This window comes from Blautia sp. MSJ-19, from assembly GCF_018918125.1.
Lineage (GTDB): Bacteria > Bacillota > Clostridia > Lachnospirales > Lachnospiraceae > Blautia_A.
Map to the genome: position 1 here is coordinate 92,684 of NZ_JAHLQA010000015.1, position 22,502 is coordinate 115,185.

Here is a 22,502-nt window from a genome sequence, read left to right on the forward strand (position 1 = left end):
TGTCACCTCTGTATAATGTCTACGGAGACAGATCTGTACCAATACAGCCCGTCCCCGATATCTCCCAGATGCTCTTTGCTTAGCGTTCCTCGGTAGCTTTGTATCGTGATATCAATTCCATCATCACAAAATGAAAGCGGAAAGAATCCCGGGATCAGCGTATTCTTGATCATTTTCACTTGTGCTTCTGTCAGGAATTCCCATTTAATGCTCAGATTTTTCTTCTGCGCAACCACCGCCCCAACCATCAGTCCCGACAGTGTACGGCCGGTATCAGATGTCCATATGATCTCATCATTTACGCTCAGGGATGTAGGAGCCGGAAGCGTTGTGCTCCCAGACCATAATATTTTCTTTGCCATATCACTTCACCTCCACTGAGTTGTATCTGATATCCATGGCCGCTTTTGCTTCCTGTGTTGCTTTTGCAATCTGTGTGGAGTCCAGGTAAAATCCCATATCAGTCAGTGCCGCAACGATCCGCATCACGGCACGGTTTATGATCGCTTCCAATTCTGCTTTGCTTACACCAGTTCCGCCTGCTGCCAGTGCTGCTTCAATTGCCATCTTTTTCAGTTTATCTTCTGGAGCCACCACTTCGCCCTGATGCAGGTTATCGCCGATCATAGCCAACTGCGGGGTATTCGGCTTCACATAACCGCCATCCGCCAGATGTGGAATGGTCGGAACCCTAGGAAGGGACATTCCATAATGGCCATAATGTCTTGTTCCGGTAATAGGATTCGTAAAATCATAGCTGAAAGAAAATGCACTTTCGATTGCAGACAATCCGGAATTGAGTTTGTTCATCAGATTGTTGATGATATCAATCACTGCATTTAGCGGGGTCTTTGCCAATGTTACAAGGGAATCGAAAATTCCTCTAAAGATATCTTTGATTCCTTCCCATGCCTGTTTCCAGTTTCCATGAAATGTACCTTTGATGAAAGTTATGATTCCGTTAAAGACCGTCTTAATATCCCCCCAGATACGTTTCACGGATGCCAGAAAAGTGTTCAGGACTGTTCCCAGCATGCCAAAGCTCTGTGACCAGTCCGTCCGGAAGATTCCTTTCACGTAATCAATAAATGGCTGAAGGATATATTTCTTCACAAAATCAAAGATTGATGTTGCGATCGTCTTGAATCCCTGCAGAATCTCTTCAATTCCCTGCCAGCACTTGCTGAAATCTCCTGTAAATACACCTGTGCAAAAATCAAGGAACCCTCCAAGAATATCTGTGATTCCCTTAATCACATCTCCAGCAACTGCCAGAAGATCTAATAGCAAATCTCCGAGTTCTGCAATGATCGGTCCGAGGACCGGCATTATGTTGTTGATAATCCATTCGATGCATGGAACTAATGCCGTTTCCCATAATGCTTTTAGATTCTCAAACACTTTTCCAAGCAGTTCGAGGATTCCGTCCAATGCCGGCTGGACGTGTTCTGCCCATACGGTGCTGAACTTATCAGCCAGATAATCCAGAACAGGGGAAAGATATGTATTGTAAGCATCAAGGAATGTCCCAAGGATATCTGAGATGCCCTGTGTGATGGAATTTACAAAAGGCTTGAAATACTGGTCGTAAACCGAATTGAGTTTGTCAAATGTATCTGTAACGCTCTGTGAAAGAGTATCAAATGCACTTCTCCACCGACCAAGCATATTCTCCAAAGTTTCGGAGATCTTACTTGTGTTCTGAACGACCGGGACAGTAATGAGCGATACGCAATCTCTTTTGAACTTAACCGCCAGATCTGCCACTCCAAGAAAGCCATCTGCAAATACCTGGATGATATCTGCAGTGATTACCTTGGCATCATCGCCAGAAAAGACATCAAAGATATCCGCCAGAGCAACGCTGAAATCTCCTGAGAGTTTCGCAATCTCACCAGTCGCGTCAAACAACGAAACAATGCGCTTTTTGATATAACCTTTGCTTTTTGCAAGGTATTTATCAACGCCACCAACAAGATTATCTGCCAGTGTAAGTCCGATTCTGGCTGTAGAACCGGTAAGCTTGCCAAAAGCAAGAGCAATATTATTTGCGCATCGATTTGCCGCATTTACAACTGCTGTATCTGTGAAGATCTCTTTCAGATTCTTGCCAATATTCCTTACAGATTTATTGATGGAATCTATCTTTTTCTGAGAATCACCAAAGCCAATCCGAAAGCCTTTCTTGAACAGTTTTGCAAGTTCCTGACAACGCTTCTGCAGAGCAGATAACTTCTCGTCTGTCTTGTCGAGAACTGTATCGCCATCTGCAAGATTTCCGAAATCAACTGCGCTTCCAAGTGCTCCGGTGCCTCCTGTCCCGCCTGACGGTGAGGAAGAACTACCAGTGCTTGAATCCGACTGTGAATCCAGTTTATTAATCTTGTCGAATCCCATGAGAGCTTTCATCTTTTTCGCCGCATTCTGGGCCGCCTGTCCAGCCTTATTCGTGTTGGATGCCAGATTTGAAGCTGAATCAGATGCATTCTCCAGCCCCTCATCTGCCTCACTTGCTGCCCCGGCAATTGCCGCTACTCCGCCGCTATCTGCTCCACTGGATTTATTCCCGGTAATAAGTTCTGTGAATGCCTTAAATGCATTCGCCAGCGTAGCAAGTTTTCCAATCGCAATGTTGATCACCTTGATTACCGGGGTAAACAGATTGATCAGTCCCTGACCGATCGTAGCCATTAAAGATTGCGTCTGCAGACTCAGGATCCTGCACTGGTTGGCCCACGAATCGGAAGTACGGGCAAAATCGCCCTGCGCTGCAGATAACTGATCCTGAACAAATTGATATCGTAGGGCCACCTTTTCTGCCTCGGTCATCGCCGATGTCGTCTTACCAAAGCCATTCGCCAGAGCATAGGAATCAAGAGCTGTCTGTGTCATTACGACACCGAGATCTTTTAATGATTCCGTCTCACCGGTGAAGACCGATTTTATTTTGGTGTAGGCCTCATCCTGCGATAAGTTGTAAAAAGATGCTACATCACCCGCCAGACCAGTCAGGGTCGTTCCCATGTCATAGGCCTGTTTTTCGGAAAAGCCGAAAGCCTTTGCCATGGCTCCGAATGTACCGGTATACTGTTTCGCCATGGTCTCTGACAGGCCAAAGCTCTGTGCAGCGCTCTTTGCGAATTTATCGACCTCCGAGGTCATATGCGGAAAAGTAACGTCTACAACGTTCTGGACCTCCGCAAGATCAGAGCCAAGTTCCAGGCACTGCTTACCGAAATCGACCAGCTTTTTAATGCCAAAAGCCGCCGCAATTGTGGCACCTGCTTTTTTTGCCAGACCGGTTATTCCGGTCATCTGACTCTCGAATTGATTTTTATTTACAACCAGATCAAGCCCGATCTGTCCAACACTTGTAGCTGACATATATACCACCTGCCTCTGTCACGAGGACATCGGCACAGTGGCACTACTTGTCCTGGTTTATCTTTATTTCAAATTCTTTCTTGCAGTGCCTTGCCTGACACTTAAAAAAGACGCCCCGGCATCTTGCATCCGGGGCATACTGCACTTTCTGCTCATGTCCGCAAAAAGGGCATTTTACTTTTAATCTTTCAATTTTTAATCACCTCCAAGGCCCGCCATACGCATAAATGCCATTTTCATCGCATCAAGCTGCGCATCCATCTGTTCTTTCGATGTATGATTTTTGACAAATTCCGCATGCCTTGATTTCCATTCATTGCGGATCCGATGCTGTTCCGGTGTAAAATTCTCCAGATACTCTTTCCGGTCTTCCGCACGGACAGAAACAATCCTTCCAAGAGCTGTATCCGGAGCAATGCCAACGAGAAAATCTCTAAATTCTTCCCATTTCATTCCTTCCGGAAGCTCTCTGGACAAACGAATCCCGTACTGTGACTGAAAAGATGATATGATCAGATCAAAGTCATCTATCAGATCATAGTACGGGTCACTGCTCTCCCTCGTTTTCCCCCATTACCAGTTCCACGGCGGACTGAATAATAGTCATCAGGGAATTTGCTGAAAGTTTCTTTCCGTCTTTTTCCATCTTGCAGATCTTCTCTACATCTTCTGGATAAAAGATAAGATCTAACGCTTCTCCTACAGCCTGCAGTTCGGAATTCTCTGCGAATACTCCCATCAGGCGGAGCATCGTCTCTGCATCCGATCTTACTTCCACTTCCAGATCTCCGATCACGATGACCGGATTGGATTCAAAACTCAGTTTATTTGTAATGTTGATTCTCTTTGCCATTTTCTACCTCTCTTTTTTTCACGCTGCTGGTACTACAGTTGGCTTACCATTGCTGATTACGTCAAATTCCAGGGCTCCTACATTAGTTGCATCGCCACCACCGCAATTCTTTACATCAAACACAGCATTGGTCCAGGATACACTCGTGCCATCTGGAAAGATCCATTCAAAATAGCCTTCTGCATCATGTCCATTCTTGAACTGTTTACCTGCCACAAAGTCATTTCCGGTATCGCCGATGTTTCTCTTACCGTTAAGCGTAATGGTAAGGGCTTTGGCTGTCATTAACGCTCTCTGCCATCCTTCTGTATCCATTGGAGTCCATGTTTCTACGCCATTGGAAAAAGATGGTGAGAAGGTTTCCAGATCTGCTACGGTCGTAGCGGATTCTTTAGCTGCACCAAGCTTAAACTGATTGGCTGATACAGGGAATACATTCGTTGTTTTCCCGGCAAACTTCTGAAGATTCACTTTCATGTCTTTTTACCTTCTTTCTTTTCAAAAATAAAAGTCCCTTCAATGACCATTTCGTAAATGCCGGCATCATCTGTGCCAACATCCTGAATTGGATAAAGGGGCTGAAAAAACTTAATTGTTTCATCGTTGACCATTACATCTCTCATGGCCCTCAAATGCTCAAACAGCTCTGTAGCCGCTTTTTCTGTGTCTCTTGGAGATTTATTCCAGTGCACTAAAACAGTTACGTATTTCTCGCCGTAGCCTTCCAGGGATGGCCCTCCGAGAGCTGTGTGATACGGGTACTGGTGTTTGCTGTTGTATACACCAATAGACTTGTCCTCCTTGTCCGGAAGTTTCCCCATATACACCTGTTCTGCCATGCCGAGAGATGCAATATAATCTCTTACGTCTGCCAACATCATACGCCCGTCAACCTCCTATAGATCTCTTTAAATGCCTTGGCCGCAAAATCAGCTTCTTTACCTCCCGGAAGCCAGTCTGTATACCATTTGCCGCGAGCATTCGGGTTTTCTCCTGTCTGGAAATGATATTCTGGATGGAAGTACAGGCGGCGGGCATATGGTGTACTAGACACGATTGATACTTTTCCGTGCTTGCTTTCTGATCTGTCCAGAAATGTGCTCTCATTCTGCAGATTACCGGTATCTCGTGGAAATACCTGCTCCTGCACAACATCTGTATGTAGTGCTTCTGCAGTCTGTTCCAGAGCCGTTATCTGTGCGTCTGTCAACTGTCGAATCTTGGGTAGATTTAGTTTTATCACAGAATTCACGTTGATCAGATTGCTCATATCAGCATCACCTCAGTATAATTCACGGATCCATCCGGATTCCTTGCCTTTGTTCCCTGCTCAATTCGCCTCTTCACTCCGAAGATCACAGCGGATCCGCCAGAGATAACCGGCAGTTCTGGGCAGATATCTCCCGGAAACATCGCTGTACCGGTAATCTGTACCAGTTTTTTCTCTGCTGTCAGGACCGTTCTTGCTTTGTCCTGGTAATTGCACTTTCCGGAATACTCTATGATTTTAAGTGGTTCTCCGTACTCGTTCAAACCTTCTCTCTCAAAACTGCAGGCGATATCTGTCTTGCAGAGCCGTTTCGGGACTAAACATGGATATCTCATGTGATCACCTCGCTAACATGCAGCATAAACCGGTCTGCTGTAACAGTGCGTACACATCACGCTTCATTGCCACACCTTTATCCGTAAATACGTTCCAGCTGCTGCCGAACTGCACAGACACCCCATTGATGCTGTATGAAGACAGTACACTGTTGATCTCATCTGCATTCTCATATTCGAAATCAGCCTGCATGCATACAACTTCCCTGATGATCTCCTGCTGGTATGCTGTAAGATTGGAAAATCCCCGACCCACAATGCGGTTGTAGGTCAGGGAATCAATATGCCTGGATGCCTGTTTCAGTGCTTTTTGCAGATCATCTCCGGGGATAGTGTCACCCTCATACTGGTCTGTGTAATAATCTTCGGTTACATATGATTTGTAAGCCATGTGTCCACCTCGAATCACTCTTCTCCTGCATATTCCTCAGTATCCACGTCAACATAGATACTGTCGATCTTGCCATCACGGCCATTCGGGAACACGAATACGTCAGAAAAAGATCTGTTCTGATACAGATACCCATCTCCTTTTGTATGTGTACCCGGTGCAAAATAATAGATGCTATTAATCTTCGGAACTGTCTTGCATGTCTGACCGCAAGCTACCAGTACGTTAATCTTGTGTGCTCCCGTCACAGTTTCGACACTATGTTCCGAATCTGCTGTAACCTTTTTCAGTGGTTCAAAACCACCCTTTTCCGGTTCCCAGTCAAACGCATCATAAAATCGTTCATCGTCAATAACTTCCATGATCGGTACACCGTCAATGTCTGTTACTCTGGTCTCGATTCCCATGCCGCCTTCTGCAATCTGGGTCATCTCGATCTTACGAGTAAACTCTGTAGACTGTTCCAGTGCGTCCATGATTTCGCTACGCACATACATGATCAGAGATCCATTTGTTTTGTATCTTCTGAGTTTTCCTTTTGCAAGGATAGTTTTCAACATACTGAACACTTTTGCCTTTGTATAGGCAGATGTTGCCGTAGATCCATGATATCCTTCTTCTTTCTGTGCCGCCTGAGCAACTTTAGAGAAGAACAGTGCATCTGTTTCCGGAACAACCCATGTCTGTTCAAATACGCGAGAGATATTCTGGATAGAGGCTGTAGCATTTGTTTCATCAACATCAGCTTTATCTACCAGAAATTCAATATCTCGGTCATGTTCCAGTGTATACGGAATGTCCTTCTGGTCATAAGTTCCCTCATTCCATCCACCTTTACGATTATGGTTTTTATATCCAGATGTGCTCATCTGTGTGAAATGAAACGTCTTTGCATCCAGCCATCTTACATTACTGGTTACAAACGGAGATGTCAGGGTTCCCTGCATCAGGATTTCGAGGAGTTCTGGACTCCACTGTTCTGCATAGTTTAATGCCATATCTTATACCTTCTTTCTTTTTTGTGGTGTCCGAATCGGACACATTGGTTAATTATTAAAACGATTCCAACGTTTTGTTGGTACTATGGGCTGATTCGCTGTGGTCTGCTGAGGATTCTGCGCCGGATTGCCGCCTGTTCCAATCTGCATGAAGCCAGTCTTTCCATCCGTCTGTGGTTTCAGTGCCGGAACGTCTTCCAGTACTTTATTCACTGCTGTTTTCAGTGACTCCTCATTGATTTTTCCATCCTGGCCTACTACCTGACTAAAATCTGCCATTTTAAGGACGTACGGAATTGTCTTTGCGTCGATGCCAAGCGATACAGCCATCATAGTAGCAGCATTCTCTACATGTGCCATCTGAGCCTCTTTCTGTGCTGCAGCAAGCTGTGCCTGTGTTTCTGTAATCTGGTCCTGCATACCGGCTACATCTGGCCGATTAGCTGCCTGCTGCTGTTTGTATGCCTTGATGGCCTGGTCCATCTCTTCTTTCGACAGTCCCTGCTGCCTGAAATACCCTTTCAAGACTGTATCTTCTGCCACAGTCTGTTTCCCTGCAATCAGGCTAGCCAGTTTGTCATAGTCAAACTGTGGTGTCTGTGCTCCCGCTGGTGGTGTGCTGCCTTCACCTCCCGAAGCGCCAGTTCCCCCTTCTCCGCCTTCTGCAAATGTCTGCAGGTTCATTGGTAATTTACATCTAAATCTCTTAAGCATACCTATATGCTCCTTTACAGTTTTTTTCCGTGCTGTCTGCACTTACAGTTTTACGTGTGTCTCACAAAACAGTTGTTATCCCGGTGTCTCCGCGTAGTTTAATGCCTTCGGGCATAAAAATAAGACGCTTAACCCTGCGTCTCAATGGGAGATTCCGGATCAGTATCTTTCTCCTTGACAATTTCTGCTATTTTCATCTTTACCAGATACTCTGCCCGTTCCTTTTTTACCGTCATGGTTTCTCCGACAGTTCTAAGTTCCAGGTTGTTCTCCTTATCGTAGAAATCATGGATCACTCTGATTTTCACTGTTCTCACCTCCTTAATCACTGTGTGTTGCTTTTAATCCAAATTCCGGAAGGAAATTGATCTCGTAATGATATTTATCTACAGCTGATCCGGAAATATCTTCAACTACATACATGGTGTAGTCGTTCAGATACACATAATCTTTCTGATAGTTGTTCTCCGCTGTCTCAATGATCACTTCCAGTTCATTGTCAGAATTATTCTTCAATGCAAATGTTCCGGTCAATTCCAGAAGAATGGTATCTGTTCTGGCATTTAGTACCGTGAGTTTCCTGGTCACATTGAAGTTATCTGCCGCTTTGGAAATGTTGTAACTCACCTGATCTGCCTCGGCACATCCTGTAGCTGTAATACAAATCAGGAGCATCAGTGCAATTACTGCTGCAATTTTCTTTTTCATGTTTTTATAACCTCTCTTTCTTAAAAATGGGTATAAAAATACCACCGGCCATTTCTGACTAGTGGTGTTTACTCTTTCCATTCTTTTAATTTTTCGCTTTCCTCTTTGAGCTCTTTAAGCTCTTTTTCTCTGGACTCAAGCGTCATATCTTTGTGAACGATAACATCTTTGCCCTTTAATTCAGTTCTCTCCATTCAATTCCAAACTCCTTTTCAAACTCAGTCAATGTTTTAACCTGTGCTTTTTCTATGTCATAATTGTATGGTTCTGATACGTATTTGTCAACAGTCCTGTTGAAATATTCACTTCTAAAAGGCTTACTTCCAGATTTGTACCAAAATACCCTTCCATCGTGAGTTGCTACCAGTCCAAAATCATAACCGCGTGCACCAGCCGAAACAAAATCACTTCCTGTAGGGAGTAGATTAGTTGGATGATTATGTATCGCTATGATGCCTTCATCTTTTGCAAGTCGCTTAATATTTTGGATTTCGTCTTTGTTCAATTCTACACCAAGTTCATTGGTGCCTGTTATTTTTGAAAATAGTCGCTTTCCGGTTTTTGCACTTATTATATATAAATCTTCTCCGTCAGTTCCATTTCTATGCGTCAACATTGCTTTACTATATTTTCGTAATGCATCATTCACGGAAGTGTTACCTGTGATTTGATTAAATTTTCGTCTATAAATCTCTGTATTAATATACGAAAATGGAACTTTATTGTTTCCATTTCGCAGATTTTCAATATTTGCGCTTTCACCTACTGATAAACCAGCAGCAACCGTTTTCCATTCTTTTTGTTTCTGCTCATATCTCTTCTGGTTTTCTGAATCCAGTGAGAAATCTGCCAGTCTTTTAAATTTCTTCTCCTGACGCTCGGCATATTGCTGTCTGGCTTCCTGCTGTGCCCGATTTTCCAGATCAGATATCTCTTGCTTGTTATATTTCGGATCTATTTTCGTGATGCCTGGGAAATATGTTGTATGAGAATCCTTGCAGCGGGGATGATATAAGCCTGCTGCCATTGCACTGGACATCAGTGGATACTTGCCGTCTTTCCTGCTGCCACCGCTCCAAACATCGTCAATCAGGATTTTCCCCACAAACGGAAGACACTTCGGACACGGGGATCCTCGTTTATTCATAATTACAAGATGTAGTCCCCACTGCCGCCGCATCTCGCCTTCTCCCTGCAGGTAAGCTCTTTTGCTTGCTGTTCGAATCGCCATATCTGCATAATCCGCAATCGTATGACGTGCTCCATTGACATACTCAATACAATTCAGACCTGCTGAAAGAAAATCTTTTGTTGCCATATCTACGGCTTTTTCATATGTCCCTGCTCCTGTGTTTGCATATACCTGAGCATTGTATATGATCTTACGATACTGGTCATTTGCCATGCGTAAGACTGCTGCCTCTGCTTTCTGCATATCCGCTGTGGTTGCCTGGATCAGTGCATCCAACTTACGGTCATTGACTTTGAAGAACTCTGCAGTGCCACCTTTAGATATGCGTTTCGCCGGAAATCCGTTTTTGATCTCCTCCAGGATCCGTTTCTCCTGGTTCATGCCGCCCTCGGATCTGGCAAGACTGATCAGAACTTCAATCTTTTTATTGATGTCCTTGAACTGCTTTCCGTATTTCTTCTGGTTGTCACGCTTGTACTTTTCCAGAGATTTTAGCATTTCCGTCTGCCACATGGACCAACGTTTCTTTTCGTCAGTCTCTTCCTGCTTATGATTCTCAAAGTTCCGAATCATGGATGCGATCAGCTCATTTTCAATCGCTTCAAAAGCAGCACCGATATCATATTCATCATTTATCTTTGCCATTTGACCATACCTTGAAGCCCTGCTGTCTAAACTGTCTCGTCAGCTCCTTCAACTTTGTAACACTTTCGCATTTATCTCTTCGGAGCTCCGCATAATCAGCTTTCTCCACTGCGTAGATTCCCATTGGTACCTGCTCCTTTGCTATTTTGAGCAGTCCCTGGTACTCCTTCCGGTTCATCCGGTACATTCTTGGTCCTACCTTTACCCTCATCGCCTTCACCGCCTTCCAAATCTACACGAAAATTACCGGCATCCATATTAACTGCCGGTTCTTCCATGTCCTGTATACCCTGTTCCGCCTTTAAGCGGGCAATCTCCTCTTCCTTGCAATGCTCATCTAATGTGTCTCCATACAGTTCTTCTACACATCGTTCAATGCTCATGATTCCACCCTGTTTTGCCTTGGCGACTGTCTCAACCTGACTCTCAAAAGACGGATTCGCATATTCTCCAAATGGAACATTGACTTCTACCTCTTCTATTGCCTGATTATGTAAAATGTTGTTAGCATTGATACACATTGCAACAACTTCCGGAAGAGTTTCCTGCAAAGCCTCTACGATTGCATTTCTTGTGTACAAAGTTGTTTTTTCTTTTTCTCTCTGGGCTTCTGCATTATCCAGTTTCTTTGTATCGATTCCCAATGTAGACGGGCTGATAACTCCCTGTAGGCACAAATCAAGAGCTGTAATATAAGATGCCATATAACTGTCATGAGGAATTGTTGGTTGATCAGTAATGACCTGATTCTTCTGGCCTTCTCTCATATCTCCATCCGATGCGAAATACCTGTTATCAAACGGATTAGGTGTAACCAGTGTGCCTGTCTCTGGATCATGAGGGATCAAGCACTCAGGAATATAGGTTTTGGCTCTGCCAGCTCTTAAAGCATCCATCCACTGAGACCATGTCTCATCCAGTGAATCATAGCTGTCTAGTTTGCCATCAAAGATGCTTCCGCCTCGACCTTCGTACTTAGCTGATTCATAAATCATCAGCGGCACAGCAAGCATCACCGACTTATCAAATTCTATATTTACTAGATTTTCTGTGGTTCTGATTGTTTTTATATCTATCAGCTTATTGCCCAAATACAGCTCATTGATAATATATCCATAGCCATATCTCTCATTTAGCACATATGTTTTACCTTTTTCTTTGTATGGTGTTTTAAATACAAGTTCTCGAAGTCGGTCTCTCTGATAAACAAATTCTACTCTGTCTCCCGGATACCATTCCAATATCGGGTATTCACTGATAGATGTATCAATAGCAACTTTAAAAGCCCCATCTCCAATGTATAACGTTTCTTTGAGGGCACTTTTTATCTTTTTATGAAATTTATTATCCTTTGCAATTTTTTTCCACAGTTGTTCCTGTGCCGGCTGTTTAAATTCAAAGTCGTTCATATCCGGAAGGACCGCAGAAGAAAGAGCTCTAACTGTCGCTCCTGGTAATCCTATATGAATCTTTCTCATCTCCATACCAGGTGTTGATTTACTTGCCCAGAACTTATACTTATCTGCAATCTCTGCATTCTGTTGATAAATCTGTTCCAGTTCATTACCATCGCCGCGGTACCAGATACGGTTCAAGATGGCATATCCTTCAAAATCCATCATCTCATTGATCTGAAAATTAAAAGGATTTGCCGGCTGCACATTCAGCCAACTCCTGACAGTCTTTTTCATGTTTTCATTTAATCTTTCCATCCATTTCACCTTTTCTGTTCCTCCGCCTCGAATCCAATCATATTCCGGAATGGGATCCATCCATACTGCTGTGCGTTAATCGTATGATCGTTTTTGTCTTCTGGAACGTCTTTTTCATCGTCCCAGGAATACTTCTCCATCTCAGAGATATGATCGGTACATGTATCTACTACCAAATAACAGTCTTGCTGAATCCAGCCTAACTGCAGTTTAATTCTGTCCAGTATCTCTACTTTCTTATAGGATTCCACGAAATTGTATAAGCAGCTGTGCAATCGCTTATACTTCCGTAGTTCTGTGATTGTCGCTGCATCTGCACAATCAACAAACGTATCCTTCGCAAATCCCCAGTCTTTGCGGCATCTTTCCAGAAACTCTATAAATTTCACCGCTGTGTCTGATGGGGCAAGCGGCTGATCCAGATCTTTATTGCTGTATACCTTCTCGGCAAGTGTGATTAACTTGCGGTCTTCTGTGATTCCCTGGAAGATCATTGCGATCGTATCCGGAGACTTTGACGAATAGGAAGTATCCAAGCCACAGGTAAACTTCTTGAATCGAATCTTCCCTGCTGCCATCTGAGATCTAACCCATTTCTCGGAAACAACATGCTTCTTCCTAACAAAATTCGGGAATACCAGACCGGTTGCCTTTCCTCTCAGTCCCTCGATCTTATTTTTCCAGATCTTAGTGCCCTTTGGTGTGTTCTGCAGGATCCTCTGTTTCTTTTCTTCTGGAAGACCGGCATTATCATCAAAAGAAAAGAACCAATGAACCCAGCCGGGTTTTGGTTCTTCCTTCAGCTCATCTTTAATTTCTTGCGGAGTGCTGTCCGCCCACTCAGGAAGCGGTCTGCTACAGTTGATATACTCTTTGTACACATCCAAGCTCGGATCATCCGGATTAAGTGTTGCTATCAGATAATCGCAGCGCATGGATGCCTCACGGACAAATTCTATGTTTGCAGTGTTGATCTCATCAATATACAGGCATCCATACTGACCTCCGAGAGCATCCTTCCACTTGCTCTTGTTTCCATAGCCAACTACGAAAATGATCTTGTCTCCGGAAGATGTATGGAACAGGATGTGTGGCATCTTATATTCTCCGGATCCATTTCCCTTATACTCTGCCAGTATTCCGAAATCATCCAAGATACCAAGATCTTTATTGATGATGTTCTTCTCTGCCGCTCCGGTATCGTCTGCTGCCAGGATATGCAGTTTCTTTGGTGATTCTGCAACCTTGCACATAAACTTGAACAAGCCGACGGTCGTTTTTCCTGCGGCAGTGGTTCCTTCCAGAAATTCAACCGGCGCATCACATCTCAGAAATGCTTTATATTTATCCGAAAGTACCAGACGTTCAGTACTCACTATCCACCACCACGCATCTGTTTTATCAGATCATCAAGCTTCGTCTTTTCTGCTTTAAGTTCACCAGATACCTGAACATCTTGTTTGTCTTTCCATTTGCCAGGTCTTCGATTCTTAAGCCAAAAGATCTGTGCCGTAGTATCCGGAATTACTTGCTTTTTGGTTACTTTCTTTTCAGTCAGTGTTCCTGATTCGTATTTTTCGGATACCTCTTCATATTCATAACCAAGAGCACGTTTCAGCAAAGCATTTTCCACCTGCAAATCAACAACTTCTTTTCCTTTTTTTAGGGTGTTAGAAATGTTAGGATACTTTTTACACCATGCATATAGTGTTTCTCTGCGAATTCCCATTTTTTCCGAAATTTGTTCATCCGTTAATCCATCTCTGGCCCATCCTTCCAGTTTAAGCAAGCCCTCCGGTGTCAACCAATATTCGTATTTTCCTTTTGCCATCAGGCCCACCTTCTTTCTATCAAAAATACAGTCCTGCCAGCACCATACACGACAGCCGATTGCTACCGTGACGAAAGGAGGTGCAAACACTTACATACAGTGAATCCTATGCCTAAGGTATGTAGGTGCTGGTGCTGTGCACGCTGTATGAAAATTGGCATTAGAAAAGCACCCCGAAGGGTGCCTGTCTGTATATTAAAGTATCATAATGTTATCTTCTCAAAACTGTCATTTAAGTCCATATACTCATCTGCTGCAGATATTATTTCTCCTGCCGCATTATTCCAAAATGCTACTTTCACTTTTCTCTTTTCTTCTTTTATATCTTCAATCACTGGCACATAATCGCTATCTCCGAGTACTAAAACAAATGTGTCTCCCTCTTCTGACTCTTTATAAAGCTTACGATTTATCTTTTGTACGATTCCAGTGTCAATTTTCTTTTCTCTGTTAGAAGCATTTCTTTGTTGCGTCTCAACCTTAAATCCTGCTCTTTCCATAGCTTTCCATAAACTATCTTTCTGAGTCGGTTTAGAACCTACGATAACAGCCTCTTTTACTTCTTCTAGTTTTCCATCAACTACACATTCTAATAACTTTCCAAAATCCATCTTCCATGTTGCATCAGAAACTTTATTTTGATGTGCATCTAATATATTCTCTGCCCTTCCATTCTTCACTGCCGAAAGAAATTTGCCCTCAATCCATACATTTGAATTATCAACAAAAACATAATATCCCATTTCATCTTCTCCCTTGACATTCCTATTTTTACGTGTCTTCTTACAATTAAGAATAGCATTTATTGTTAGCACTGTCAAGAGGTGAGTGCTAATCATATTTTTTTTTACGTGCACCCTCACTATATTTGAGGGTGCTTTTTCGTGCCTGGAACGTCTGGATGGAGTACCAAAAGCAGACACATCGGAACAGATGGGTTCGAACCACCATATGAGGATTTGCATTCCATTGCTCTACCATTGAGCTATGTTCCGGAATATGCTTTTCGGACCACCCTGCAGTCATCAGGATAAGCATTAACCTTTTCCATGGGGAGATTGCAATCCATACGCGCCGCTTGTACCGATTGCACGGAGGTTTCATCAGCTTTCTGCTGACCTTTTTTATTACGCTTGCAACATTGTTCCTACCCTCGAAGTACACAAGCAACTTTGCGGCGCATTCATCAAAAACCTTTATATGAGAAAATATGCATGGTGGATGAACTGGATATCTCTAATTCGTCCGATATCATCGTAGCACATGTGAGTGTGCATTTGTGTGCACACTTTTTCTTTTTTAGATTTTTATGTGAATTAATGCGTTGCTGTGCAGATTATGAATTTTTCTGAGACTGTAGTTCATTTCCTTTGCCACATCTTCCCATTTGCTCACACCATCTATGTAGCGTATTCTCAATACTTCCTGTTCATCATCGTCTTGCAATTCTCTAATGCATCTCTCTATATCTTTTCGGGCTTTGGCCTTTTCAAGACGTTCTTGCTTCAAAAGTTCTATCTGCTCGTCCACCAGGATGATGTAATCCGATAGATCTGTCTGACTGCTGCCGTGTGGCATTCCATCATTGACTACTCCCGGAAAAATCCTATCAAGTCTCAATCTCTGAATTTCCTGTAAGATGTGTTGTTCTCTCTTTACGGCCCTTTGATAAGATTTCAGATATTCTTTTTTCTTCTCATTTTCTTCCCGCACTTTCTGATCCATCGGCACCATCTCCCTTGCCCAATTTCTATTTTTAGTAACAGGCGGAATTTATCCGTTTCGTTTCCATTCCTTCTTAGTTTTCTTGTCCCTTATACCGGTTATCTCTAATCCCAGTAGCCCAGCAGTGTTATTCAGGACTGTGTATGCATTGTAAATATGTGTTGGCATATGCCCTGCTGCCTTGATCGCCTTTCCTGGTGTCGGATCCGGATATCCTTCACTGTTTTTATATGTCATTTGCTCACCTCGCAAAGTGCATCTCTTGCCATTTTCAGGTATTCCATAAACTGAGTTGTTAATACATTTCTGTCCGGATATGCAATAAAAGCATTAATTGTTGCTATTGCTTTCTGACAAACTGCATCCTTTTCCTGATTTTGAGTTTTTTCTCCTGCTATTTCGTCAAGACCAGCTGCACCACCTTTCACGATTTCAATTGCCTTGCTCAATCCAGCATTATATCCTTGATGGGCATCCGACAAAATGCATTCGCTGTCAATAAATTTGTCTCTTTTCAATTCATTGATAACCTTGTCCACATCATAGGCGGTAGGCTGTTTATCTATTAATTCGCACAAAGCATTGACTTTTTGCGGCACATATCCATTCATCACCAGTAAATCTTTCGATTGGTTCCTTCGGGATCTGTTTTTCCAGTGCCTTAATAGCTTCCTGCCTAGTTTCTGTATTGATCATAACCAATCCGTCCGGAAGTTCTGGTCCTTTTAATCTTTCGATTACTTCTTTCGCGTCCATAAAACTCTTCCTGTGTGAGATTCCTTGAATGATTCTGTATCAATGTAGAGCTTTTTGCGTTTACCGCATTTCTTACATTTAAGTCCCAATTCTCCTGAATTTGGCCAGCAAAAATCAAATTCGTATATATGTGGCTTGCAAAGGCATTTGATCTTGCAGCCGTCTCTACGCCAGAGCTTGATTTTTGTCCATAAGTTTGACAGAATTTCTTCAATCACAAGCACTGTGAACATAATTCCGATTACCGCAAATGCTAATAAGACTTTATTATTCATTCTTCATCTCCTCCAACTTCTTCTCAGCTTCCTCACGAGTCCAAAACAGTGTTTCGCCAATTTCGCTCACCTCGGCATCTGTTGTATTAGTGCACCAATCAGCAGGCTCCAAATCCTGTTCTGGGTCTGGACTTCTACGAGGAAATATCTTTTCATCTGTCGCAAGCGTAATGTAGGCTTTTCCGCTCAACGGGTCAATTCCCAACCCGCAATGCACGCATTTAACGATTTCATAATCATCAATAAGATAAACGTAATCTCCAGACTGCGTATACGCTTCCTTGCACGGCAATCTCACCAGCAAGCCCTGTTCTTCTGCGTCTTTATATGCTTTCAACTCTTCCAACCATTTTGCGACTTGTCCATATTTTTCTGCACAGTCATCGCTGCTGATAAAGCTATTGGGAATAACAATAGTGTCCTTTTTTTTATTTTTTCTGTTCTTTCGTGCTACTTCTTCGGCATACTTAATAGCTTTTTCAATTGTTAATCTCTCCATCTACTTCACCTTCCCGAACCAGTCCTGAAATTCTTTCATGCATTCAGGACATAAATCCATAGCATCATGCGAAAAGTATTTTCTCTGACTATCCAGATTTAATGTCATAATCCCATTAGGATTTTTTCTATTATTTGGGGTATTATACTGTTCGTATAGTTTTCCGCATCTATCGCATTTCTTTGCACATGCCATTAATCCACACCTCCTGTAATCTCATCAATGCAAGCGTTCTAGCCTTCCGCATGTCCAGCGTCAAATGTATTTGCCGGATAATCTCCATTATCTTTTTCCGGAAAATCCATAAGCGGGCATCCTCTTTTTAGCTCATCCCATGTATCTGCTTCGAAATTTGTATCAGTGTCCTGTGCTATACATTCATCTCCACCGCCTTCCACAATTTCGATTGCTTTGTCCAGTGCAAGTTTGTCACTCATATCTCCATTTTTGCAATCATTGAAATATTTGCAATATCCGCAGTCTTCGTCTGTGCAAGCTGTACATTCTTTTTCCTTGATGACCTTAATCTGTTTTACAACCTTGTCCAAATCATAGGCAGTTGGTTGTTCGTCAATCTTTTCAAGAATTTCTAAATCATCAGAATATAATTTGTGAATTACTTCTTTCAGCTTGTTTGCATCAATTAATCTCATCTTCATTCCCCTTTCCACATTCCCAACAATCGCATCTGGTCATATAACTCCGCAAGTGTCTTCCGCTTGTATGCATAAAAGTCTCTGCGGTTGATCGGAACATATCTCTCGAGTGTCATACCGTCGTACCCCTTCTGGTGTAGGATGCCGTAACTTATCAGCTCCGCAAGCCCTTTAGGGCAGGCTGACAGGGCGGCACTATAGAGGATGTCTGTGTATTCTTCCGGGAAATCCTTGAGCATGCTATTCAGTTTTTCGATATCTTCTGTCGGGATCCCGTAATCTCTCAAGTGCTTGTGCCTTGTCAGCATGACTTTCTCCTCTCTATCCTGTATAATCTTCGAACCGTTCGCACGCCATAAATGCAAATCTGGAATTCACCCATCTCTGCATCCGTTTCAGCGGATCACGCTTCTTTAATTTGTATTTATCGTATATCATCACATATGGCGAATATCGCAAATTTCTTAGCGCATATATTCTGTCAAGATCCTGTTCGAGCGTCGTGTCAAACCCGCACAGAACATATACTGTCATTTTCCGCCTGTCCCATCCGGTCAATTCCTGAAACATCCGTAATTTTGGAAGAATTATGTCTTTGTCCTCATATCGGTCCCAAGCGAAATGTATCTGCTTAATCTTCATCTGTTGGATGTATTCTGCCTTTTCTTCAGTCATAATCCGAATGTCACAGCCTTGTGAGAAATCTATCCACGCACCGCTATCAATAAGCTGTTGGCTCAATCCTCTCCATTCGCGACAAGCAAACATATTGGGATCCAACAGAACGATATTCTTTTGACCATTCCAGAACTCCGATAAATCAGCTGCTTTATAGCTTTTCTTCCCTTCTTTGCTCTTTACAATGCAGAAATCGCATCCCCTTGGACATCCTCGCGTCAGGAAGCCGTAAGCTGTATCTTTATATTGCGGATACAATTCATAGTCAGGGTAAATATGCTCGATTTCTTCTGGTAAGGAATTCCCTCCTGATGGGTATTCATAGCCGGTCCCACCTTTTACAATTTCTACTCCACAGACGGGATGTTGATAATCTGGTGTAAAAGTAAATACTTTGCTCATGTATACCTTGTCCGGAGGGTCCTTCCATTCAATCAGTGGATTATACCAATCAACATCATTACCTTGTTGTTTATGCCACGCTGATAATTTCATCAGCGGAAGATTCGGAAAATTATGACCGTCGACATCTATCAACCGTATCTTCATGCTATCAGTTCTCATCGTCCGAATGGTTCTTACTGTATGCGAGAGCGAAGCATATAAGCCCAGCAACTCCGGTTACAACACCAACTAAAAAGCCTAATGCAAAGTTAATCATTGTCTGTTTCCTCCTTGTATGGTTTCAGAAGCGGCATCCATGCATTGACAAACAAATCATTTTCAATAAAACTATCATTTTCATCACCCATTCTAAATGTGCCGCTGTCTTTATCATCAACTGTGTATCGACCAATCATCGGAACAGAAAAGTTCTCAAATGATACCAAAATATATTCATCTGGATCCGGTAACTTTTCATCGACTGGAATCCACCTGTTCTCTTCCTGCTCGCCATACTCATTCATGATCTTCTGGATCACACAGTTTTTACACGGATCCTCAAAAGTGCCTCCGCACGAGCAGTCACCGCCGCAAGGCAGGCTGACATCATCTACTTCCATTTCGCCCGTCTCGAAGTTCCTGCCAAATGTACAGCATTCTTCCGGAGCATAATCCCCGTCTTCAAGTTTGATCATTTTTACACTATTCATTTATTTACCTTCTTTCTCTGAATTTAATGGTATAAGTGGACACCACCACGGCTTACTGAAAGTATCCTCAATAATTCTCCCCTTGGCTCTGCATACAGTACATGCAAGTGTGATGCCTCCCAGACATAAGCAGCATTCGCAATTCTCCGGAGTGTCCAAGATCAACATTAACTGGTTCATTCCTTCCTCTTGTTCCATGCTTTCACAGCTTCTTCCCAATCCCATGTGCTCGGACAAAATTCTAATCCACATTCGCACCGAATGCTTACTGGTAATCCTCCACTGTCAGGATCGTAAAAAGACGGCGCCCAGTCTCTTTCCGGAATATATGTGTTTTTCTCTGTATCTATCTCTTTTCCGCAAAACGGGCAAGGTTTTAATTTTATCTCCTCCATGCTTGTTTCTCCTCTGGCAGCAGTTCCGGATAATCGAAGATCGTCATCTGTACCGGTGGAATGTCTTCCCACTCAACACCGATATAATCCAGTACTCTGCCCCATCCATATTTCTCTCCGGTCTTCGGATCTGTGCAACAGCGGTACATCCAAAACTCCCAGGCTTTTGGATTTCTTTCCCTTAACCTGTCAAATCGATGCGGACGTTTCTCCAGGTGGATTCCGAAACCACACATCTCGCAGCCTGTCCGCTGTGCTCCTGTTGTTCTCAGGATCCCCAGATCATCCTCCTGGATTTCCCCGTAGATTATTGGAATGATTGAATCTACTGGTACATATTCCTTAAGGCTTCCATCTTTGTTTCTTCCATACGGCTGCTCATGGAATTTCTTTTCAAAATATTCCAGATGATCGTGGTACCATTGTTCCATCTCTAACGCCAGTGTCAATATGTCCTGCCGCATGAAGATCGCGAACGGTGCTGATCGGATCACAGTCTTACCATAGTAATTGCAACCATGCTCAATCAGTGCTTCCTCTCTCTGACCACCCTCGCTTGCCATCATTCCAAGATACGGTGCGCTGTTGTCCATGCCGTCCATAAATCTCTGACAGCGTATCTGACCGAAACCAAAAGTATCATGCAATACCGCGATTCCAAGAATCGTAAATGTGTCCAAGGTCATCTGCTTGATCTTCTGGGATGCCTTGTCCAGATCTTTCGTTGCAAGAGATGTGTGCACACCTGTAATGTTTCGGAACTTTATCTCCTTCTCCAGTGCTTCAATCCCCCCCTGCTTCACTATCCTGAGAGCAAGGTCAAGCCCATCTTCGCGACCTCGCTCGTATTCACGCATTTTATTCATGTTATTCTCCTTGTATCATTTTCCTAGACAATATAAATATTTTCTTTTGGTTCTGCTGTTTCCCGCTTTTTCCCTTTCCGGTGAGGCTTTACAAATACTGTTTTTCCACTTTTATATGTCCTATAATGACCTCTTACACTCCAGCAAGGACATTGAATCGAGTGATGTGCTGAATGTTTTGGATATATATTATTTTTCACAACATATTCGACCAAATCATCAAGCAGGAACACCTTATTGTCTTCGGTTTTTTTTACGTTTTTACTTCTTTTGGTGGTTGTTCTGCCTCCCGTGCTTTCTTTAATTACTTTGTTCCGGTTTTCAATTTCTTCCATTATTGTAAGTAATGCACGCAGTACCCATTCTCCATATCCATATCCTGCTTCTACATACCTTTTACAATCTTCTTGTGTCATATCTTTATCCAATGGTGCCATATGAACAATTGGTTCACCTGTTTCCGGTGATACATTTATTTGATAAACAAGCTCTAATAAAAAAGCATCTTCCTTCTTTCCAAAAACAGGAGCAGCCCATATATTCCCTGTGAACCACGACTTTGAATCGTCTATTTGTATCAGGACGTCATGTGCTTTTTTATCTTGGATTAATCTCAAAACAAATTTATCAAAAATAAATCCGCTCGTATGAACTTCGTGAGCTTCCATTATTTCTTCATAAGGTACAATAATTGTATTCACGCTGTGCTATTCTCCTTATCCCATCACGCTTGCCAGAAACTGTCTCTGTTCGCCTGCTGCCTTTTTCTTTCGTATTCCCTCTTCCGGCATCCAAAGCTCTACGCTGGTCTTTATGATTCTGTCTCTTGTTCTGGCATCCACGTTCAGGTTGTCAGTGCTCATGTTGGATGTATAGATTGTGATATTGCCATCCTCCATGCGCTTATTAATCAGCCGGAACATTTCCTGCCGCTGCCATTCCTTATCTGCCTGAGCTCCGATATCATCCAACACAAGAAGTTTACATTCTCGATATACCTGGCTTAGATCCTCTTCGCCACGGTCACGCTTGTAGCTGTCACCAACAGCGCTTATGTAATCCGGTGCGGTCACAAATCGCATCTGCAAGTCGTACTTCATCATCACTGACTTTGCCAGGCAGCACGCCAAAAAGGTTTTCCCACTTCCCGGTGTCTTGCTGTACAGATACAGCCCTTTCCCTGCCATCTCCCATTTCTCGAAATGATTCAGGAAATTAACACACAGGTTCTGTAGCTTACTCATGTCGTTGTTGTAAATGCCAAAATCAAATTTTCCAAGATCTGCATCATGATATTCTTTTGGCACACCAGTACGGTCCTGTACTCTATAACCGCCTCTGCATTTCGGGCATCTTCGTGCATACTGGATTTCTTCCGGAAGACCGTAATCGTAAACAGTCGCATAATATGTCTCCCAGCCTGTCCCGTGGCATACCGGGCATTCACCATAGCTTGACTGCGTTGGTTGGTTCTGGTTCATCCGTTATCGCCTCTTTTCTCGCATCGTAGTTTCCGTCAAGGACT

The 22,502-nt window shown here is 43.0% G+C and carries 34 protein-coding genes, 1 tRNA gene and 1 pseudogene; all 36 read right to left on the minus strand.

Features of this window, described 5'->3' with window-relative positions; translation table 11 throughout:
* Nucleotides 1-2: 2 nt before the first annotated feature.
* The 36 genes and pseudogenes from KQI91_RS06595 to KQI91_RS06765 all read right to left on the minus strand — a co-directional run bounded on the left by KQI91_RS06595 (nt 3) and on the right by KQI91_RS06765 (nt 22,458).
* Nucleotides 3-362, minus strand: a complete 360-nt coding sequence (locus tag KQI91_RS06595) for a hypothetical protein (protein ID WP_216392059.1) — start codon at nt 360-362, stop codon at nt 3-5.
* 1 nt (nt 363) lies between these two features.
* Nucleotides 364-3,384, minus strand: coding sequence for a phage tail protein (locus KQI91_RS06600; RefSeq protein ID WP_216392060.1), 3,021 nt, complete (start codon nt 3,382-3,384; stop codon nt 364-366).
* A gap of 195 nt (nt 3,385-3,579) precedes the next feature.
* Nucleotides 3,580-3,918, minus strand: coding sequence for a Gp15 family bacteriophage protein (locus tag KQI91_RS06605; protein WP_216392093.1), 339 nt, complete (start codon nt 3,916-3,918; stop codon nt 3,580-3,582).
* Nucleotides 3,919-3,931: 13 nt separating this feature from the next.
* Nucleotides 3,932-4,237, minus strand: coding sequence for a hypothetical protein (locus tag KQI91_RS06610; RefSeq protein WP_216392061.1), 306 nt, complete (start codon nt 4,235-4,237; stop codon nt 3,932-3,934).
* Between the two features lie 18 nt (nt 4,238-4,255).
* Complete coding sequence (locus tag KQI91_RS06615; RefSeq protein ID WP_216392062.1) at nt 4,256-4,714, minus strand: phage tail tube protein; 459 nt, start codon at nt 4,712-4,714, stop codon at nt 4,256-4,258.
* The gene (locus tag KQI91_RS06620) at nt 4,711-5,118 is read right to left on the minus strand and encodes a minor capsid protein (RefSeq protein ID WP_216392063.1); all 408 of its coding nucleotides are present in this window, start codon (nt 5,116-5,118) and stop codon (nt 4,711-4,713) included. The genes KQI91_RS06615 and KQI91_RS06620 overlap by 4 nt, the downstream gene beginning before the upstream one ends.
* The gene (locus tag KQI91_RS06625; RefSeq protein WP_253288390.1) at nt 5,115-5,507 is read right to left on the minus strand and encodes a hypothetical protein; all 393 of its coding nucleotides are present in this window, start codon (nt 5,505-5,507) and stop codon (nt 5,115-5,117) included. Before KQI91_RS06625 ends, KQI91_RS06620 begins: the two co-directional genes overlap by 4 nt.
* Entirely contained in the window at nt 5,504-5,842 is a 339-nt protein-coding gene (locus tag KQI91_RS06630; RefSeq protein WP_216392064.1) for a hypothetical protein, read from the minus strand. The genes KQI91_RS06625 and KQI91_RS06630 overlap by 4 nt, the downstream gene beginning before the upstream one ends.
* A gap of 4 nt (nt 5,843-5,846) precedes the next feature.
* On the minus strand, nt 5,847-6,233 hold the full coding sequence (locus KQI91_RS06635; protein ID WP_216392065.1) for a hypothetical protein: 387 nt from the start codon (nt 6,231-6,233) through the stop codon (nt 5,847-5,849).
* A gap of 14 nt (nt 6,234-6,247) precedes the next feature.
* On the minus strand, nt 6,248-7,231 hold the full coding sequence (locus tag KQI91_RS06640) for a phage capsid protein (protein WP_216392066.1): 984 nt from the start codon (nt 7,229-7,231) through the stop codon (nt 6,248-6,250).
* 48 nt (nt 7,232-7,279) lie between these two features.
* Nucleotides 7,280-7,945, minus strand: coding sequence for a hypothetical protein (locus tag KQI91_RS06645; protein ID WP_216392067.1), 666 nt, complete (start codon nt 7,943-7,945; stop codon nt 7,280-7,282).
* Between the two features lie 128 nt (nt 7,946-8,073).
* A complete protein-coding gene (locus KQI91_RS06650; RefSeq protein WP_216392068.1) occupies nt 8,074-8,253 on the minus strand; it encodes a hypothetical protein in 180 nt (59 codons plus the stop codon).
* Between the two features lie 13 nt (nt 8,254-8,266).
* Nucleotides 8,267-8,653: a beta-sandwich lipoprotein gene (locus tag KQI91_RS06655; RefSeq protein WP_216392069.1), complete on the minus strand. Its 387-nt coding sequence runs from the start codon at nt 8,651-8,653 to the stop codon at nt 8,267-8,269.
* Between the two features lie 68 nt (nt 8,654-8,721).
* The gene (locus tag KQI91_RS16175; RefSeq protein WP_256444072.1) at nt 8,722-8,847 is read right to left on the minus strand and encodes a hypothetical protein; all 126 of its coding nucleotides are present in this window, start codon (nt 8,845-8,847) and stop codon (nt 8,722-8,724) included.
* Nucleotides 8,829-10,490: a phage minor capsid protein gene (locus tag KQI91_RS06660; protein WP_216392070.1), complete on the minus strand. Its 1,662-nt coding sequence runs from the start codon at nt 10,488-10,490 to the stop codon at nt 8,829-8,831. Before KQI91_RS06660 ends, KQI91_RS16175 begins: the two co-directional genes overlap by 19 nt.
* Complete coding sequence (locus KQI91_RS06665) at nt 10,474-10,614, minus strand: hypothetical protein (protein ID WP_216392095.1); 141 nt, start codon at nt 10,612-10,614, stop codon at nt 10,474-10,476. Before KQI91_RS06665 ends, KQI91_RS06660 begins: the two co-directional genes overlap by 17 nt.
* A complete protein-coding gene (locus tag KQI91_RS06670) occupies nt 10,586-12,211 on the minus strand; it encodes a capsid protein (protein ID WP_216392071.1) in 1,626 nt (541 codons plus the stop codon). Before KQI91_RS06670 ends, KQI91_RS06665 begins: the two co-directional genes overlap by 29 nt.
* Nucleotides 12,208-13,578, minus strand: coding sequence for a terminase (locus tag KQI91_RS06675; RefSeq protein ID WP_216392072.1), 1,371 nt, complete (start codon nt 13,576-13,578; stop codon nt 12,208-12,210). The genes KQI91_RS06670 and KQI91_RS06675 overlap by 4 nt, the downstream gene beginning before the upstream one ends.
* Complete coding sequence (locus KQI91_RS06680) at nt 13,578-14,033, minus strand: helix-turn-helix domain-containing protein (RefSeq protein WP_216392073.1); 456 nt, start codon at nt 14,031-14,033, stop codon at nt 13,578-13,580. Before KQI91_RS06680 ends, KQI91_RS06675 begins: the two co-directional genes overlap by 1 nt.
* Before the next feature lie 203 nt (nt 14,034-14,236).
* On the minus strand, nt 14,237-14,776 hold the full coding sequence (locus KQI91_RS06685) for an NYN domain-containing protein (protein WP_216392074.1): 540 nt from the start codon (nt 14,774-14,776) through the stop codon (nt 14,237-14,239).
* Between the two features lie 181 nt (nt 14,777-14,957).
* Nucleotides 14,958-15,028, minus strand: a tRNA-Cys gene (locus KQI91_RS06690).
* A gap of 304 nt (nt 15,029-15,332) precedes the next feature.
* Nucleotides 15,333-15,758: a DUF1492 domain-containing protein gene (locus tag KQI91_RS06695; RefSeq protein WP_216392075.1), complete on the minus strand. Its 426-nt coding sequence runs from the start codon at nt 15,756-15,758 to the stop codon at nt 15,333-15,335.
* 48 nt (nt 15,759-15,806) lie between these two features.
* Complete coding sequence (locus tag KQI91_RS06700; RefSeq protein ID WP_216392076.1) at nt 15,807-15,995, minus strand: hypothetical protein; 189 nt, start codon at nt 15,993-15,995, stop codon at nt 15,807-15,809.
* Entirely contained in the window at nt 15,992-16,369 is a 378-nt protein-coding gene (locus KQI91_RS06705; protein WP_216392077.1) for a hypothetical protein, read from the minus strand. Before KQI91_RS06705 ends, KQI91_RS06700 begins: the two co-directional genes overlap by 4 nt.
* Entirely contained in the window at nt 16,317-16,514 is a 198-nt protein-coding gene (locus KQI91_RS06710; protein ID WP_216392078.1) for a hypothetical protein, read from the minus strand. The genes KQI91_RS06705 and KQI91_RS06710 overlap by 53 nt, the downstream gene beginning before the upstream one ends.
* Nucleotides 16,496-16,789, minus strand: a complete 294-nt coding sequence (locus tag KQI91_RS06715; protein WP_216392079.1) for a hypothetical protein — start codon at nt 16,787-16,789, stop codon at nt 16,496-16,498. Before KQI91_RS06715 ends, KQI91_RS06710 begins: the two co-directional genes overlap by 19 nt.
* Nucleotides 16,782-17,288, minus strand: coding sequence for a hypothetical protein (locus KQI91_RS06720; protein WP_216392080.1), 507 nt, complete (start codon nt 17,286-17,288; stop codon nt 16,782-16,784). Before KQI91_RS06720 ends, KQI91_RS06715 begins: the two co-directional genes overlap by 8 nt.
* On the minus strand, nt 17,289-17,483 hold the full coding sequence (locus tag KQI91_RS06725; protein WP_216392081.1) for a hypothetical protein: 195 nt from the start codon (nt 17,481-17,483) through the stop codon (nt 17,289-17,291).
* Nucleotides 17,484-17,521: 38 nt separating this feature from the next.
* Nucleotides 17,522-17,941 carry a hypothetical protein gene (locus KQI91_RS06730; protein ID WP_216392082.1) on the minus strand — a complete coding sequence of 140 codons (420 nt, stop codon included), beginning with the start codon at nt 17,939-17,941 and terminating at the stop codon, nt 17,522-17,524.
* Nucleotides 17,942-17,943: 2 nt separating this feature from the next.
* Complete coding sequence (locus KQI91_RS06735) at nt 17,944-18,252, minus strand: hypothetical protein (RefSeq protein ID WP_216392083.1); 309 nt, start codon at nt 18,250-18,252, stop codon at nt 17,944-17,946.
* Nucleotides 18,253-18,265: 13 nt separating this feature from the next.
* The gene (locus KQI91_RS06740; protein ID WP_216392084.1) at nt 18,266-19,171 is read right to left on the minus strand and encodes a radical SAM protein; all 906 of its coding nucleotides are present in this window, start codon (nt 19,169-19,171) and stop codon (nt 18,266-18,268) included.
* A gap of 104 nt (nt 19,172-19,275) precedes the next feature.
* Nucleotides 19,276-19,716, minus strand: coding sequence for a DUF551 domain-containing protein (locus KQI91_RS06745; RefSeq protein ID WP_216392085.1), 441 nt, complete (start codon nt 19,714-19,716; stop codon nt 19,276-19,278).
* Nucleotides 19,717-19,892: 176 nt separating this feature from the next.
* Entirely contained in the window at nt 19,893-20,111 is a 219-nt protein-coding gene (locus KQI91_RS06750; protein ID WP_216392086.1) for a Lar family restriction alleviation protein, read from the minus strand.
* Nucleotides 20,099-20,695: pseudogene (locus tag KQI91_RS06755) on the minus strand (hypothetical protein); the annotation flags it as partial. The gene KQI91_RS06750 and the pseudogene KQI91_RS06755, both read right to left, overlap by 13 nt.
* 305 nt (nt 20,696-21,000) lie before the next feature.
* On the minus strand, nt 21,001-21,678 hold the full coding sequence (locus KQI91_RS06760) for a hypothetical protein (protein WP_216392087.1): 678 nt from the start codon (nt 21,676-21,678) through the stop codon (nt 21,001-21,003).
* Nucleotides 21,679-21,693: 15 nt separating this feature from the next.
* Nucleotides 21,694-22,458: an ATP-binding protein gene (locus KQI91_RS06765; protein ID WP_216392088.1), complete on the minus strand. Its 765-nt coding sequence runs from the start codon at nt 22,456-22,458 to the stop codon at nt 21,694-21,696.
* Nucleotides 22,459-22,502 lie beyond the last annotated feature (44 nt).